This window comes from Chryseotalea sp. (genome assembly GCF_057350905.1).
This window is the reverse complement of sequence record NZ_JBMRCF010000008.1, coordinates 966,891-981,278: the sequence shown is the minus strand read 5'-3', so window position 1 is coordinate 981,278 and position 14,388 is coordinate 966,891. Positions and strand designations below refer to the sequence as shown.

Genomic DNA, 14,388 nt, shown 5'->3' with positions numbered 1-14,388 from the left:
TACAAAAACCTGTTGATCTTGCTATTGCTTCAATACGTGACTCGCTTAAAGACTCAGAAAAATACCTGTTTAAGGTATTGCTAAAATTCTCTTTCTTGCTCTAATTCAATGGATTACACGCTTAACCTGACGGCTATGGTTGCAAACAAGGACGAGTGGTGCTTCTTCTTTTTTTGTTAAACCAAGGTCGGAGAGTTTACTATAACAGTAAATTAAGAAGGGAATATAAAAAAGCTGTTGCACTAGGCCTTCCCCAGCTTCAATTCTCCACACACAAACTTTAATAACTCACACGGATCAACTTCAATCGCCAAGGCGATCAGGTATAATTCCTCCACCCTAAGTTTGGCAGAGTCGTTGTTTGAAAGTTCGTTCAGTCGGGTGGTGTGGATTTTTGTTTTTCTGGAGATGGCTGCCCTGTTGATGGATCGTTTTGCCAGAAATTCGCCCAGTTTTGTCATATATAATGTTTTTAGGAACACTAATATACAAATCAGGCATATTTATTACGTATTTTATTATTTCTATGCCTTCACCAATTTCAATTCACTACACACATATTGAAGTAAATCGCAAGGGTTAACTTCAATTGCCAAGGCAATCAAATACAGTTCGCTTGCTCTCAGTTTTGCTTTGGGACTGGTAGATAACTCGCTTAAGCGCGGATTGCTCAATCCTGTTTTTCGGGCAATTTCAGACCTATTTACTGATTTCTTCGCCAGGTATTCTCCAAGTTTAGTCATTTCTTCTTTACATATTTCTTAATCAATATATAGTAATCCGGATTGAATTATCAGAAAAACTTAAAATTGACTTGATTTTATAAGTTTTTCTGATGAAGTTTATAGAAATTCTTAAAATTCATCTGTATGATTGAACTCGGTGTAGAGCAGAAGCAGACTACAATCTATTTCGTTCATGAAACGCTTAGTAGTAATCTCAAAATCGAAATTCCCATTGCCAATTACGAAGAGCTAATACGTTACAAAAACGCCCTCCTCAATATGCTCTCGCACATCATCATCGATGATTGTGATGAAGCCATGCACGATGATTTAAAAACGATTTATGCCTTACTCCTGCACTTCGAACTTAGTAGGCAAAAACAATGGCATGCTTACTATCAGGATTTGCTGGTGCGCCATGAGGACGATTATTTTTTATAAGCATGCTTTCACCGCACACCAAACCTCATCCTATCAACACCACAGAGAAACTTTATCAATCTACGCTCTCGCCTTTCAATAAAGACTTACGCAGCGGCCTTATCCTCAACGACACGCTGCCCCATACACACCACTTAGTGATTTACAACGTAAGCCTATGCGCACTTTTTACCTTGGCCTATGGTGTGCTCGAGAAAAAAATTATCAAGCATGTGCGCTTTCAGGTAAAACCCATAAGGCCTCTCGAAGAACTTTTCTGCTACGAGCTGCACATGCCTCACCAATTGCGCCATCAGCAAGCGCTGTTCATGCAAGAAGACCTGGCCAGGCGTTTTCCTCAGTATAAAGTCCACCTCGAAAATCAGGCTGCGGTCGACCCGCGCGCGACTAATCTACCAGCAAGTGATGCGGAAACGGAGGTGCTTATTATTACGCACCTCCCACCTCCCCCTGCCCCCTCCACAGGAGGGGGATAGCTAGGCATCCCCTCCACAGGAGGGGGATAAAAGGGTATCCCCTCCATAGGAGGGGGATAGATGGGTATCCCCTCCAGAGTAGAGGGATAGAAGGGTGTCACCTCCAAAGGAAGGGGATAGATGGGTATCCGCTCCAGAGTAGGGGGAAAGATGGGGTCCCTCTCAAAATGAGGGCGATGAGGGTGGTGATTTTTAGCCTCCTACATAGGGCTAAGCTAATTCCAGTCTGAGGCTCATCTTTTTCAAAAAAATAACGTATAATTGAAAATACTTACATCGGCCGTCCCCCAACCAAGCGTAAGTTTTCCCAATCTGGAACTGTTAAAAAGTAAAAAAGGCTTATCTGACTTATTTTTCCCCATTTTTGGTTTGGCACTTTATTCTCAACACCCTGTTTATATTACATTTCTTGTATGGATTTCAAGACAACCCTGACCAGCCTTTACTACCTGCTTATCTGTGCCGATGGCAAGGTAGATGATCGCGAACTTGCTTTGGGACGTAAAATGATGGAGGCAGAAGGCCTGGACCTGTCCACCTTCGAAAGTCAGCTGGAGGCGCTCAAGGCAAAAGATATTGCGGCCCTTTACAACGATTGCCTGGCTGGTTTAAAAAAACTGGACAGCAAACACCAAATCAGGGCCATTGCCTGGTTGTGTGTAATTGCCAACTCCGATGGTTTTATGGACAAGGCTGAGTGGATCTTGATTTATAAAATATACCACACTGAATTAAAACTCTCCTTAGACGAGATCATGAAAACCCAGAAGGACCTCAACAAGATTATACACGGTAAATCGTTTCAGTCGCTTGGTGTGCGTGTTGCCAAATAACTTTTTTAGCTGTCAGCCACTAGCCTCTGGTTACTGGCTACTAGTAGCTAGCAGCCAGCAGCTCGTAGCTCTTTGTTAATCATCAAATTTTCAAATCATCAAATCAGCACACCAGCACATCAGCACATTAGCACATCAACAAATCAGCACATCAACTCATCATCTCCACCATTTCTCCACCGGCAACGTATCCCCTATGCGCAAGGGTTCTCCTATTTTGGGTGTGGTAATCACCACCTTGTCTTCTGCGCTCGCCAGCAAACGCTCAATGGGTTCTGTCCAGGCGTGATTGGATAAAGCAAACTTTGCCCAATGCACAGGCAGTAATACTTTGGCTTGCAGGTCTTGTGCAGCGTTCGCTACTTCTTCGGGCATCATGTGTATGAAGGGCCAGTTTTTACCATACTGTCCTGTTTCTAGCATGGCAATATCGAAGGGGCCATACAGCTCACCAATTTTTTTAAACTGATTGTCGTAACCAGAATCGCCTCCGATAAAAATGTTGTGCCCTTGCAGGTTTAATACAAAAGACGACCACAAGGTTTTGCCTCGCGTAAAACCCCTGCCCGAAAAATGGCGCGAAGGTGTAGATGTAATCATGCTTGAATCATTCAGCTTGTATGTATCCCACCAATCAAGGCTTGTAATTTTTTCGGCCGGCACGCCCCAGTGTTTTAAGTGTGCTTCTACACCTAAGGGTATTACAATATTTTTTACAGATGGATGCAGCTTGAGCAGTGTGGCGTAGTCGAGGTGATCGTAATGGTCGTGTGTGAGAACTAATAAATCGATAGCAGGTAAATCATCAACACTAAACACATCGCTTCCTTCAAATGCTTTTCCGAAAATACCAATGGGCGAGGCATAGCCACTCATCACAGGATCGACCAGGACGGTATAGTCTTTATACTTTATCAAATAAGATGAATGCCCAAACCACACGATGGTCACTTTATCTGCCACCAGATTTTTTAAATCTGTTTTGATGCTTGGTAAGGCTTTGTCAGGCTCTACTGTTTTCGGCTTGTTCAGCATTTCGCGCATTACCTTCAGCATAGAAACCTCTTTGAGCATAACCTCTGTCGGTTCTACATTTTGAAAGGAGCCGTCTTTATAATTTTTTGATTTTTCGATGCGGGCCAAATCTTCGCCAGCAGCATGTTTGCCAAACACAGGCATTTGCATAAACAGCAGCAAGCCAACAGCGAGCAGGGCAATAACTACCACAGTAACGATCATAATTTTTTTAAATGTTTTCAAGTGCTGTAAATTTTAGACTAATATACATGCCTGCTTGGGGGCATTGCATGTATTAAAGCTGGAGACGGGATTGTGCTGAAAATATTGTCAGGCATTTTTCTTTCGTGCCTCCCACAGGGCCGCTTTTGTTTTGGCCTCATGTATGCTGGCATCGATTTCGTAGCCAAACAGCAATACGGTGGTGACTAACTGTACCCAGATCATTAAAGCAATGAGTACGCCAATGGAACCGTATATTTTATTGTAACTACCAAAGTGTGTGATGTAGTAAGAAAAGCCGTAAGAAATACCCATAGTACCCAGGGTAGCCACTACTGCGCCTAAAGAAAAGAAACGCCAATCGTAATGTATGGCAGGCCCAAAGTAATAGATGGTGGCAATGGCTAAAAAGAATACAATGAAAATAACAATGAAGCGCAGCACAAAAAGCATGTATAAGGTGTAGGTATCCGCATTAAGCCAGGCAAACTCAGGCAGGTAGGCTAATACATAATCGAGAACGAGTTGCCCCACTACCAATAAAATAACTGCCAGAAATAAAACAAAAGACAGGTTTAAGGTCAATCCGGTGGCGATCAATCTCGTTTTTATCACACCTCTTTTTTCCTGGGTATTATAACAGGCGTTAAAAGCACGCATCAAAGCCATCATACCATTGGTGGCCAGAAAAAGTGCAAAGAGCACACCGAAGGTTAACAAACCTCCACGCGAATTACCAATAATATCTTCTATGGTTGAGGCCACTACTTCAAACATACTGGGCGGCATCATGCTACCTAAAAACTCCATAATGCTTTTTGTGTTTACCTCGGGTACTACGTTGCTGATGTAGGGAATCAGTGTAAATAAAAAAATGATGGTGGGGAAAATAGCCAGGATGAAATTGTACGCAACACCATTGGCACGATCTAATACATCGTCTTCTTTGATGTTCTTAAAAAATATTTTAATAACGCTATACAGTGATACCTTCTGTTTTTTACTCATCGGCACACGCCTGAGCAAGCCTACAAAACGTTGGCCTTGTCCGTATTTAAAAAGATATTTTTTGTGACTGTACTTCATTTAAAATAAGGTGTCAATACATCTACCATGGCTTGTGGTGCGCGACAGGGTCTGTTGGTTTTCATGTCTACAAATACCAGTTGCGTTTCGCCTTCGTTAATCAGTTTTTTTTGTTCATTAAAAATCTCATAGTAAAACCGAATGCGCACTCCTGGCATTTCTTTAATGGTGGTGCGCAGGGTGAGCAGCTCATCATAGCGGGCCGGTGCCTTGTACCGTGTGCTGTGTTCTGTTACAGGCATCATCACGCCCATCTCTTCCAGTTGCTTGTATGTTAAACCCAGTTGTCGTAAACTTTCTACACGTGCTACTTCGTAATACATGGCATAGTTGCCATAATACACGTAACCCATCTGGTCGGTTTCTGCATAACGTACTCTAACACTGGTCTCCGATACGTACATTACTTTTTCGCTGCTGCTTTGCGTAATTGTTTTCCTTTTTCAATTTCAATTTCCAGGGCGCGCTGGTAGCGCTTGGCATTGTTTATCTGCTGGCGATAATTATCTGTGAAATTATGGTATCCGGAAAAATCTTCCTTCGCACACATGTACAAATAATTATTCACGTTATGGTTTAATACGGCATCAATACAATTTACGCGTGGCATGTTTATAGGCCCCGGAGGTAAGCCGGCATATTTGTATGTATTGTAAGGTGAGTCTATTTCTTTGTGCTCATTTAATACACGCTTCAAGGTAAAATCGCCCGAAGCAAACACGAGCGTAGGATCGGCCTGCAAAGGCATGTCTTGCTTTAACCTGTTCAAATAGAGTCCGGCAATCACGGGTGCTTCATCTTGTTTCACGGTTTCTGCCTGCACAATTGAAGCCAGAATAGAAACCTCTACAGGTGTTAAGCCTAATTGTGCTGCTTTGGCTTTGCGTTCTTCATTCCAAAAGATGGTATACTCATCATACATGCGTTCCATCAGGGCATCGGGCAAAATGTTATAGTATACTTCGTAGGTATTGGGGATAAACATACACATGAGGTTGTCTTTGTTGAAGCCGTATTTGTTGTTCATCGCAAACTTCACAGCGGCTGCTTCAAACTCATCGGAGCGCATGCTCAGGTTGGTGGTTATCTTCTCACTTAAATCTTTAAGCAAGCGCACATTGTTAAAAGTAATGCGCACAGGCTCTTGCTTACCCAGGCGCAACAAGCGTATGGCCTGCAGGTTGGTCATGTTGGCCTTTAAAATAAAACGTCCCGGTTTTACTTTCTTATCATAGTCCATCATGCGCGACAAAAAGGCAAATGACATTAAGTCTTGCACATAGTCGCCTTCGTGCAATATTTTTTGCACTGTTTTAAAATCAGCATCATTAGGAATTACAATCATCCTGTCTTCTTTACCCACCAAAAAATTAGGGGTGTACACGATCTGGTAGGCATAAAAGCCAAACGAGATCAGGAGCATGGAAAATAAAAGAAAGAAAATGAGCTTCTTCTCAGGCTTCATAACAAAAATTAAAAGTCAAAAATACAGAAGAAGTGCAAACTCAGAAATATACTTTGAGGCGAATCTTCAGTGAAATACTAATTATACTGAAAAACGTTTAGCCAGTGAAAAGGTTAACAGAGCACCAATTATGCCTTTTCTTCAAATTTTTTTGGTTTCCATCAGCCGCTTTCTGATTCTGCTGAGCGATTCTGGTTTAATACCCAGATAAGAAGCAATATAATGTTGTGGAATACGCTCCATTACCTTTGGTCGTTCCTTCATCAGCTTAAGATACCTTTCTTCAGGGCTGTTAAAGAGCAGGGATTTGTTGCGGCTTGAAATAAAAGTGAGCACGTATTCAGCCATGAGTCTGCCAAATTTTTGCCACACCGGGGCTTTGTCGTAGATAATCTGTATTTCGTTATAGGCGAGCTGCAGAATTTCTGCATCCTCCATGGCCACAATATTATCGGTAGTAGGTTGGCGCGAAACAAAGCTGGTGTACTCAGTCACATAATTTCCTTCGAAAGCAAAATTACTGGTCACTTCTTCATCGTCAATAATCATGTAGGTTCTGAACACGCCTTTGTTAATAAAGGTGATGTGATCACAAACCTCTCCGGCTCTCAATAAAAATTCACCCCGTTTAAGAAAGCGTCTGGCGAGCATGCTCTGATGTAGCTGCCACTCTTCTTCACTGAAGCTGACAAACTGCGAAACGTATTTTCGAACCTGGGAGAACTCATTCATCCCGAAAAATACAAAAAATACCCTCACCGGCTTATCGCTAAACCAGGTGAGGGTGTTCCGTAGGTATCAAAACGTGAACCTTACAAACGGAACAGGGAAGAATCCTTGTTGGTATTGTGTTACTATGCTGTTGGTGCGCGCATTGTAAGCTTGTGAAAAAATATTCTGGTTGTTGGTGATGTTTTGAAAATCAACTGCCATCTCTAAAGTACTCTTTGCATACTCTTTGCGGTAAGAGAATTTTAAATCTACCCTGAAATAGGGATCCTGCTTTTCGCTAAAGGCATTGGCTTCATCATACACTGTTCTACCCATTTGTTGTGATGCCTGCACATCTATCGGACTTAAATATTTTCCACCAATGGTGGTAAGCTTTAAGTTAAGCACGAGGTAATTTCGCTTCTGCCCTACGCGCCACTCTTTACCAGCCAGCGTGTTTAACACGTATTGCATATTAAAGGCCGTGTTTCTTTCAATGCCATCGCTTGCTGTATACTTTGAGTCGAACAAAGAACCGGTAATCAGAAAGTAAAAACCTTTGTTAAAGAAACGCTCCAGGGTTAATTCAACTCCGTAATTACGGCCTGTACCATTACTTACCAGGCTGTCGGTATCCGCGGGAATGAAGCTGCTGCCATCGTTCAATGCTGCATACGATGACGAATTGCGTTCTACCGGTACATTGCTTAGTGTTTGGTAGTAGGTTTCTGCTTTCAGGCGCAGGTTATCCGTTATGTTCCAGTCGTAAGTAAGTACGGTGTGTTGTGCTGTAGTAAAATCAAGATCTGTGTTGGTTAGGGAACGTGTACCATCTGCAAACTCTGTTTGTATGTAAGTCGTGTAAATACTTTGCGCCTGATTATGCAAGCCATAGCCAAGGCTTAAGCTGTGGTTGCCATTTAACATATATTGCGCACTTACCCTTGGCTCAACTACTGCTTGCTTGTTGAGGGAATAATATTGTGCATGTGCGCCCAGGTTTAAAGAAAGCTTCGTGTTAAAACGATGTTTCCAGGTAGTGTAAGCCTGGTACAGTGTGGTTTGGTCTTCAATGTTCACACGTGTTATGGTTGTGCCCAGGTTAGCATAAAAATCTCTGTTCAGTAAATTAAAATCAGTATAGTCTATGTAGAAACCTGAAGTAAGACTGTTTTTTGCATTAAACTTGGTTCGCAAAAAACCAACTGCTGAATATTTTGCCGTATTAAACTCACCCTCTATGCGCCTGTAGCGGGCCACCACTTCTTCCTCCGTATTTCGCACAAGCGAGTCGCCTGTAAATCCTTCAAAAGTATGGCTGGTGCCTGCTGTTAATTTCAAGAAAGATTTTTTAGAAATATTTTTTTCATAGCCGATGCCTGCAATACCGGTTTTGTAGCGTGGATAGGTGTCCTCATTTTCACTGCCATATAAATCTGTATCCACAGATAAATCTGCTTCGCTGCCCAGCAAGTCTATTGCGCTGATACCTCCAACACCAAAGAATGTCCACTTGCCATTATTTTTAGTTGGTAACGACACCTTAAAATTAAGGTCTTGGTACAAAGGGGTGTTAGAACCCGTACCAAACTCAAGTCCTAATGCCTGGAATATGCCGAGGGTAGAATAGCGGTAGTTCGCGATAAAGGAGGCTTTGGAATTTTGCGAAAGTGGTCCTTCGGCTCCCAATTCAAAACCATTAAAGCCAACCTGCGCAACGTACTCTCTATGCTCATTGTTACCCTCGCGTAGTTTAATATCAAACACACCAGCCAATGCATTGCCGTATTGTGCGGTAAAAGCACTGGTCATAAAATCAGATTTATCAAGGTTGTTATTGTTCAGCATACTTACCGGTCCACCTGTGCTGGTGAGTGAACCAAAGTGATTAGGATTAGGAATGTTTAGTCCCTCCAATTGCCAGAGCATGCCTGTAGGCGAATTACCCCTCACCACGATATCGTTACGTGAGTCGTCACCACCTACAACACCGGCAAAGTTGGCAGCCATGCGTGATGGGTCGCCCAGTGCACCGGCATAGCGCTTGGTATCCTCTACATTAAAACTGCGCGTGCTGACAACCGCCAGGTCATTATTGCTTGCAGCCTTATCATCTTTTGAATTGGCTGTAACCACCAACTCGTTTAACTGGTTGATGCGCTCGGTCAGGTTTATGTTAAGCACCACCTCTTTTCCGGCAGTTACCATTACATCATTAAGTATCCGGTCTTCATAACCGATGTAGGTAATGCGGAAGCTTTGTCTACCCAGGGGCACATTGGTGAGGCGAAAGTTTCCATCTACATCGCTTGCTGCACCCATTATTTCAGTTGAGTTTAGCAAGGTAATGTTTACACCTATCAGCGGGCTTTGGCTTACTTCATCCAGTATGCGGCCTCTTACGGTTTGTGTTGTTTGTGCTACAACCACGATCGCGCTCATTGCGAATAGGGCTAGCGTTGTTAAAGTCTTTTTCGGGTTCATAGTTTTTGTTTTGATCATGCAAAGGTGTTGACCCCAAACCGGTACCACCCTTGATTGTGGTTATCAAAAGCGGCTAAGGGCATTGATCTGGGTTAAGAAAAAAAGTGGTCTCGCGGGCTTCTTGTTTTACTCTTGGTTTAATTAGCCTATCTTGTTACAGGATTACCTTCTTTATTAAAAGGGAAACTTCCACCTTATGGCTACGCTCAAGAAAATTCTCCGTTGGACACTGATACTGTTTGTGCTTGGCTTTACAGCCCTGTATACTTTCTACTATTTTGCAGTTTATGAAGAAGGGGTTATGGCCGGGCGCGTATTGAGCATTACTGAGCGAGGGATGCTTTTCAAAACGTATGAAGGTAAGTTAAGTGTGGAGTCCTTTGGGTCACTAAAAGGTGTAAGCCCTATTGCCGAAACCCGCGATTTCTCTGTGGAGTCGGATGAAACAACTGTTATTAAAGACCTGGAAAGCGCTTCGGCAGCCGGTGAACGTGTAAACCTGCGCTTTATCAGAAGGTACAGGGCTTTTCCATGGCGGGGTGAAACTAAATATTTTGTTATCGGTGTGGAGAAAACCCAACCCTGATTTTAGCGTATAGTTATCTTTACGCCCCGTCTGCCCCAAGCTATGGACATTAAGAAATTATTCAGTACACATCCCTGGCTACAAGAGCTTGCCTTTCTTTGTTTATTCGGCCTGCTCTCTGCGCTTATGGGTATGGTTGAGTTTCAGATGCCTGGTTTTAGCGGTACTGCCACCGACCTGAGAGAAATTCCCATCCTCATCAGTGTTGTATACCTCAGACATTTCGTATCCATTATCGGTGTTATTCTTTTCTCTGTGCTGAGCATGCACGAAGCAGGTGCCTTCGTTTCGTATTTTCTGATGCATTTTGCTGCTGCCATTTTTTTATGGTATGCCTATCAAAAAATTAAAACCAATAATTTCAATAACCTGCAGGTAGGTATTAGCTGGTCGGCCATTACCCTTGTGTACTATGCCATCATCATTCCGGTATATATTCTGTCAGAAAATATTTTATTGAATAATCACCTGCCCTTCAGCGCATCTGTCGTGTCTATGGCTACCACGGCCAAGTTCGAGATCGTGCCTACGGGTCTGGTTACGTCTCTGTACATTATTCAAAATAACATACGAAAGCAGTTACGGGAGCACAAGGTTAATCTGGAGCGGATCGTGAAAGAAAGAACCATGGCGCTGACGGAGAGTAATCAGCAGCTGTTGGCCTTGAACGAAGAGCTTACCTCCTCTACTGAAGAAGTAAGAGCGCTTAACGATAACCTTGAAAAAATTGTACACAGCAGAACTGAGAAAATTAACATCCAGCTAAAGCAGTTAGAAAAATATGCGCACATGAATTCACATGAAGTGCGTGGCCCGCTGGCCCGGGTATTGGGGCTGGTTGGCTTAATAAAAATTGATAAGCGTAATGGCGAAGACCCTGCTATTATTGACAAGCTTGAAGTAGCCGCAGAAGAATTGGACGAAGTGGTGAAGAAAATGAATTTGTTGTTGGAGACGGAGGTAGACAGGAGGAATATTTAGAAGTTAGAATTTAGAAGTTAGAAGTTAGAAGTTAGAAGTTAGAAGTTAGAAGTTAGAAGTTAATAAACTTAGTACAGCAAAGAAGTGCAGTACGCTGCCTCCCAAAACAAATAAGTGCCACACGCTGTGGTTGTACTTTACCTGATCGCGCAAAAAGAAAATAGTACCCAGTGTGTACGAAACACCACCTCCGATTAAAAAGAGAAAGCCCGTATACGTCATCGCTTCGTACAAGGGCTTGATGGCAATAAGAATTACCCAGCCCATCATTACATACAGAATGGTAGAGAGGCGAACTTTGTTACCTACCGAGATGGCCTTGACCACAGCACCCAGTATGGCACATGCCCAGACTATGCCAAACACGGTCCAGCCTATCCAACCACGCAAAGCGGTCAGGCAAAATGGGGTATACGTTCCGGCAATCAATAAGTAAATAGAGATGTGATCGAACTTGTGAAAGAGATGCTTGGCACGACCTGGTGTGAAACTATGGTATAACGTAGAAGCGAAATACAGTAGCACCAGCGTTGTGCCGAAAACTGAAAAGCTGACTACATGCCAAACTGTTCCCTGCATGGCAGCCAACACAATCAATACTACCAGGGCAGCAATGGCGAGTAAGGCACCGATACCGTGGGTAATGGCATTCGCGATTTCTTCACCGGTGCTCATTTGTTTGTCTTGCTTGATGGCCATTTATATGAACTGATTTCTAATACAAATAATCCTACTCTAAGTATCCGAATTGCTTCAGCTTAAATCTTTCTTTGCGCCAGTTGTCCGCTACTTTCACATGGGTTTCCAAATGAATTTTTTTCTTGAAGAAGGACTCCATGTCCTTGCGTGCTTCAATGCCTACTTTCTTCAGAGAGCTTCCGGCCTTGCCTATTAAAATTCCTTTTTGCGAATCGCGTTCCACATAAATCTGTGCCCGCACGCGGATAATGTCTTCGGCTTCCTTGAAAGACTCAATCACCACTTCGGCACTGTAGGGTATTTCCTGTCCGTAGTTATAAAATATTTTCTCACGAATAATTTCCGCTGCAAAGAAACGCTCCGAACGATCGGTCAAATCATCTTGTGGGAAATACGGTGGGTGGATAGGCAATACACTTTGCACCACCGGCAAAATCTTATCTACATTTTTCTTTTTAGCCGCACTTACCGGTATGGCTTGCTGTATGTTGGTAAATTTCGTTTTCCAGAAATCAATTTTTTCTTCTACCGATTCCTCTTTTTTAGCGAGGTCAATTTTATTCAGGATCAAAACCACCGGACATTTTACTTTATTGATCCGGTCAATCATGTAATCTTCAATGGTGTCGTCCCAGGCGATTACCAGCAACACCAGGTCTGCATCTTCCAGCGATACTTTCACAAAATTCATCATGGCTTCGTGCAGGGCATACTTAGGTTCCAGCATGCCAGGTGTGTCGCTGTACACAATCTGCATCTCAGGCGTATTGATCATACCCATAATGCGATGCCTGGTGGTTTGCGCTTTCGGAGTAACGATCGACAGCTGCTCACCCACCAGTAAATTCATCAGCGTAGACTTACCCGCATTGGGCTTACCGATAATACTTACGAAACCTGCTTTAAATTCTGTCATGCGGTAGATTTAACAATAATAATTTGCTTAAAGTGTAGAATGACTTCGCTTGTTGTGATGATCACAAACAAAACCATTTTTTACAGTGCAAAACAAAGGTACGATTTGTTTTTGTGGGCTTATCGTTCTACTTTTGTGCAACAATCGAAAGATAGTGTCCCGATTGAAACCGGGAGCCGTTCGTTAGTTATGTCTCGAACTACGCTATTGCGATAAAATCGCGGGATGGAGCAGTTGGTAGCTCGTTGGGCTCATAACCCAAAGGTCACAGGTTCGAGTCCTGTTCCCGCTACTCGATCAAAGAGCGATATTTCGGTATCGCTCTTTTTATTTTGTCAGGCTTCTACCTGCTGGGTCTGGCAGCAGTTTTAACCGATTGGTTAGATGCTTTCAAAACCTTAAATATCTCATGGCAAACATCGTTGCAATCGTAGGCCGCCCTAATGTTGGCAAATCTACCTTCTTCAATCGTCTCATTGAAAAACGCGAGGCCATTATGGATGACGTATCGGGTGTTACCCGCGATCGTCATTATGGTTATGCCGAATGGACCGGCCATTTCTTTACCGTAATTGATACAGGGGGCTACGTAACCGGCTCTGAAGACAAGTTTGAATCACAAATCAGGAAGCAGGTAAAACTGGCCATTGATGAAGCTTCGGCTGTTATTTTTCTGGTAGACATTCGCGATGGAGTAACCGGCATGGATAAAGACTTTGCCAACGTATTGCGCACTTCTAAAAAGCCACTCTTCATCGCTGCCAACAAAACCGATACCCCTGACAAGACTTTACTGGCGAATGAGTTTTATGAGCTGGGTTTAGAAGCTGAAATTTTTCCTGTCTCTGCCGAAAATGGAAGTGGTACTGGTGAGCTTTTGGACGAACTGGTTAAAACTTTTGAAACACCTGGGGTTGAAGATCCGAATGCAGGTATTCCTAAAATTTCCATTCTTGGCCGTCCCAATGTTGGTAAGTCTTCATTGATCAATGCCTTATTGGGTGAGGAAAGAAGTATCGTTACTGACGAAGCCGGTACTACCCGCGACTCTATACATTCCCATTATAAGATGTATAACAAACACTTTATCCTGATCGATACGGCCGGTATTCGTAAAAAGGGTAAGGTTAAAGATGATATCGAGTTTTACTCAGTACTCCGATCGCTTCGCGCCCTTGAGGAATCAGACGTGGTTATTATTGTGATTGATGCCCAGCAGGGTATGGAATCGCAAGATGTAAACCTGATCAGCCTGGCCGAACGCCAGGGTAAGGGGATTGTGATTATGATCAATAAGTGGGATTTGATTGAAAAGGATTCCAAAACGGCCGAGACCTTTAAAAAGGATATGATGGAGCGTTTGGCGCCCATTGACTATATCCCTATGATTTTTGCCTCTGTGCTGGAAAAGCAGCGTATTTTCCAGGTGGTGGAGAAGGCCATGCAAGTGTATGAAAACAAGAGCAAGAAAATTCCAACCAGTAAGCTTAACGAAATTATGCTGCGTGAAATCCAGCATAACCCTCCGGCATCGGTACGGGGAAAGTTTGTCCAGATAAAGTACATTACTCAGGTAAACGCCCGATATCCATCGTTTGCATTCTTTACCAACATGCCTCAATTCATTATGGAGTCGTATGAGCGCTTTTTAGAGAACAAAATCCGCGATCATTTCGATTTTGAGGGGGTTCCGGTACGGTTGATCTTTAAGAAAAAATAATTTTTCAAAATCTTTTGCATAGTTCC

General features: G+C 43.0%; 16 protein-coding genes and 1 tRNA gene. 7 read left to right on the top strand and 10 right to left on the bottom strand.

Going from position 1 to position 14,388, the window contains the following annotated elements:
* Positions 1-242: 242 nt before the first annotated feature.
* Together ACO1XM_RS12815 and ACO1XM_RS12810 are read right to left on the bottom strand one after the other, a co-directional pair.
* Complete coding sequence (locus ACO1XM_RS12815; RefSeq protein WP_486229530.1) at positions 243-461, bottom strand: helix-turn-helix domain-containing protein; 219 nt, start codon at positions 459-461, stop codon at positions 243-245.
* 63 nt (positions 462-524) lie between these two features.
* Positions 525-743: a helix-turn-helix domain-containing protein gene (locus tag ACO1XM_RS12810; protein ID WP_486229528.1), complete on the bottom strand. Its 219-nt coding sequence runs from the start codon at positions 741-743 to the stop codon at positions 525-527.
* A 126-nt stretch (positions 744-869) separates the two neighbouring features.
* Between ACO1XM_RS12810 and ACO1XM_RS12805 the strand changes: the two genes are divergently transcribed.
* The 3 genes from ACO1XM_RS12805 (at position 870) to ACO1XM_RS12795 (ending at position 2,475) form a co-directional block, all read left to right on the top strand.
* The gene (locus ACO1XM_RS12805; protein ID WP_486229526.1) at positions 870-1,166 is read left to right on the top strand and encodes a hypothetical protein; all 297 of its coding nucleotides are present in this window, start codon (positions 870-872) and stop codon (positions 1,164-1,166) included.
* A 2-nt stretch (positions 1,167-1,168) separates the two neighbouring features.
* A complete protein-coding gene (locus ACO1XM_RS12800; protein WP_486229524.1) occupies positions 1,169-1,642 on the top strand; it encodes a hypothetical protein in 474 nt (157 codons plus the stop codon).
* A 413-nt stretch (positions 1,643-2,055) separates the two neighbouring features.
* Positions 2,056-2,475 (top strand): tellurite resistance TerB family protein, encoded by a 420-nt coding sequence (locus ACO1XM_RS12795; RefSeq protein WP_486229522.1) that lies wholly within the window; start codon positions 2,056-2,058, stop codon positions 2,473-2,475.
* Between the two features lie 159 nt (positions 2,476-2,634).
* On the opposite strand, the gene ACO1XM_RS12790 is transcribed toward ACO1XM_RS12795, so the two are convergent.
* The 6 genes from ACO1XM_RS12790 to ACO1XM_RS12765 all read right to left on the bottom strand — a co-directional run bounded on the left by ACO1XM_RS12790 (position 2,635) and on the right by ACO1XM_RS12765 (position 9,460).
* Positions 2,635-3,735 (bottom strand): MBL fold metallo-hydrolase, encoded by a 1,101-nt coding sequence (locus ACO1XM_RS12790; protein ID WP_486229520.1) that lies wholly within the window; start codon positions 3,733-3,735, stop codon positions 2,635-2,637.
* Positions 3,736-3,822: 87 nt separating this feature from the next.
* Complete coding sequence (locus tag ACO1XM_RS12785; RefSeq protein ID WP_486229519.1) at positions 3,823-4,800, bottom strand: YihY/virulence factor BrkB family protein; 978 nt, start codon at positions 4,798-4,800, stop codon at positions 3,823-3,825.
* A complete protein-coding gene (locus tag ACO1XM_RS12780) occupies positions 4,797-5,204 on the bottom strand; it encodes an acyl-CoA thioesterase (RefSeq protein ID WP_486229517.1) in 408 nt (135 codons plus the stop codon). The genes ACO1XM_RS12785 and ACO1XM_RS12780 overlap by 4 nt, the downstream gene beginning before the upstream one ends.
* Positions 5,204-6,265 carry an endolytic transglycosylase MltG gene (gene mltG, locus ACO1XM_RS12775; RefSeq protein ID WP_486229515.1) on the bottom strand — a complete coding sequence of 354 codons (1,062 nt, stop codon included), beginning with the start codon at positions 6,263-6,265 and terminating at the stop codon, positions 5,204-5,206. Before mltG ends, ACO1XM_RS12780 begins: the two co-directional genes overlap by 1 nt.
* 141 nt (positions 6,266-6,406) lie before the next feature.
* Positions 6,407-7,024 (bottom strand): Crp/Fnr family transcriptional regulator, encoded by a 618-nt coding sequence (locus ACO1XM_RS12770; RefSeq protein WP_486229513.1) that lies wholly within the window; start codon positions 7,022-7,024, stop codon positions 6,407-6,409.
* A gap of 39 nt (positions 7,025-7,063) precedes the next feature.
* Positions 7,064-9,460 carry a TonB-dependent receptor gene (locus ACO1XM_RS12765; RefSeq protein ID WP_486229511.1) on the bottom strand — a complete coding sequence of 799 codons (2,397 nt, stop codon included), beginning with the start codon at positions 9,458-9,460 and terminating at the stop codon, positions 7,064-7,066.
* A gap of 196 nt (positions 9,461-9,656) precedes the next feature.
* Between ACO1XM_RS12765 and ACO1XM_RS12760 the strand changes: the two genes are divergently transcribed.
* Positions 9,657-10,046 (top strand): hypothetical protein, encoded by a 390-nt coding sequence (locus ACO1XM_RS12760; RefSeq protein WP_486229509.1) that lies wholly within the window; start codon positions 9,657-9,659, stop codon positions 10,044-10,046.
* Between the two features lie 42 nt (positions 10,047-10,088).
* The gene (locus ACO1XM_RS12755; protein ID WP_486229507.1) at positions 10,089-11,027 is read left to right on the top strand and encodes a hypothetical protein; all 939 of its coding nucleotides are present in this window, start codon (positions 10,089-10,091) and stop codon (positions 11,025-11,027) included.
* Between the two features lie 45 nt (positions 11,028-11,072).
* On the opposite strand, the gene trhA is transcribed toward ACO1XM_RS12755, so the two are convergent.
* Both trhA and era read right to left on the bottom strand, forming a co-directional pair.
* Positions 11,073-11,726, bottom strand: a complete 654-nt coding sequence (trhA, locus tag ACO1XM_RS12750; RefSeq protein WP_486229505.1) for a PAQR family membrane homeostasis protein TrhA — start codon at positions 11,724-11,726, stop codon at positions 11,073-11,075.
* A 31-nt stretch (positions 11,727-11,757) separates the two neighbouring features.
* A complete protein-coding gene (gene era, locus ACO1XM_RS12745) occupies positions 11,758-12,642 on the bottom strand; it encodes a GTPase Era (protein ID WP_486229503.1) in 885 nt (294 codons plus the stop codon).
* A 219-nt stretch (positions 12,643-12,861) separates the two neighbouring features.
* On the opposite strand from era, the gene ACO1XM_RS12740 reads away from it, so the two are divergent.
* Both ACO1XM_RS12740 and der read left to right on the top strand, forming a co-directional pair.
* Positions 12,862-12,934 (top strand) — tRNA-Met (locus ACO1XM_RS12740).
* Between the two features lie 117 nt (positions 12,935-13,051).
* The gene (der, locus tag ACO1XM_RS12735; RefSeq protein WP_486229501.1) at positions 13,052-14,362 is read left to right on the top strand and encodes a ribosome biogenesis GTPase Der; all 1,311 of its coding nucleotides are present in this window, start codon (positions 13,052-13,054) and stop codon (positions 14,360-14,362) included.
* Positions 14,363-14,388: the final 26 nt, after the last annotated feature.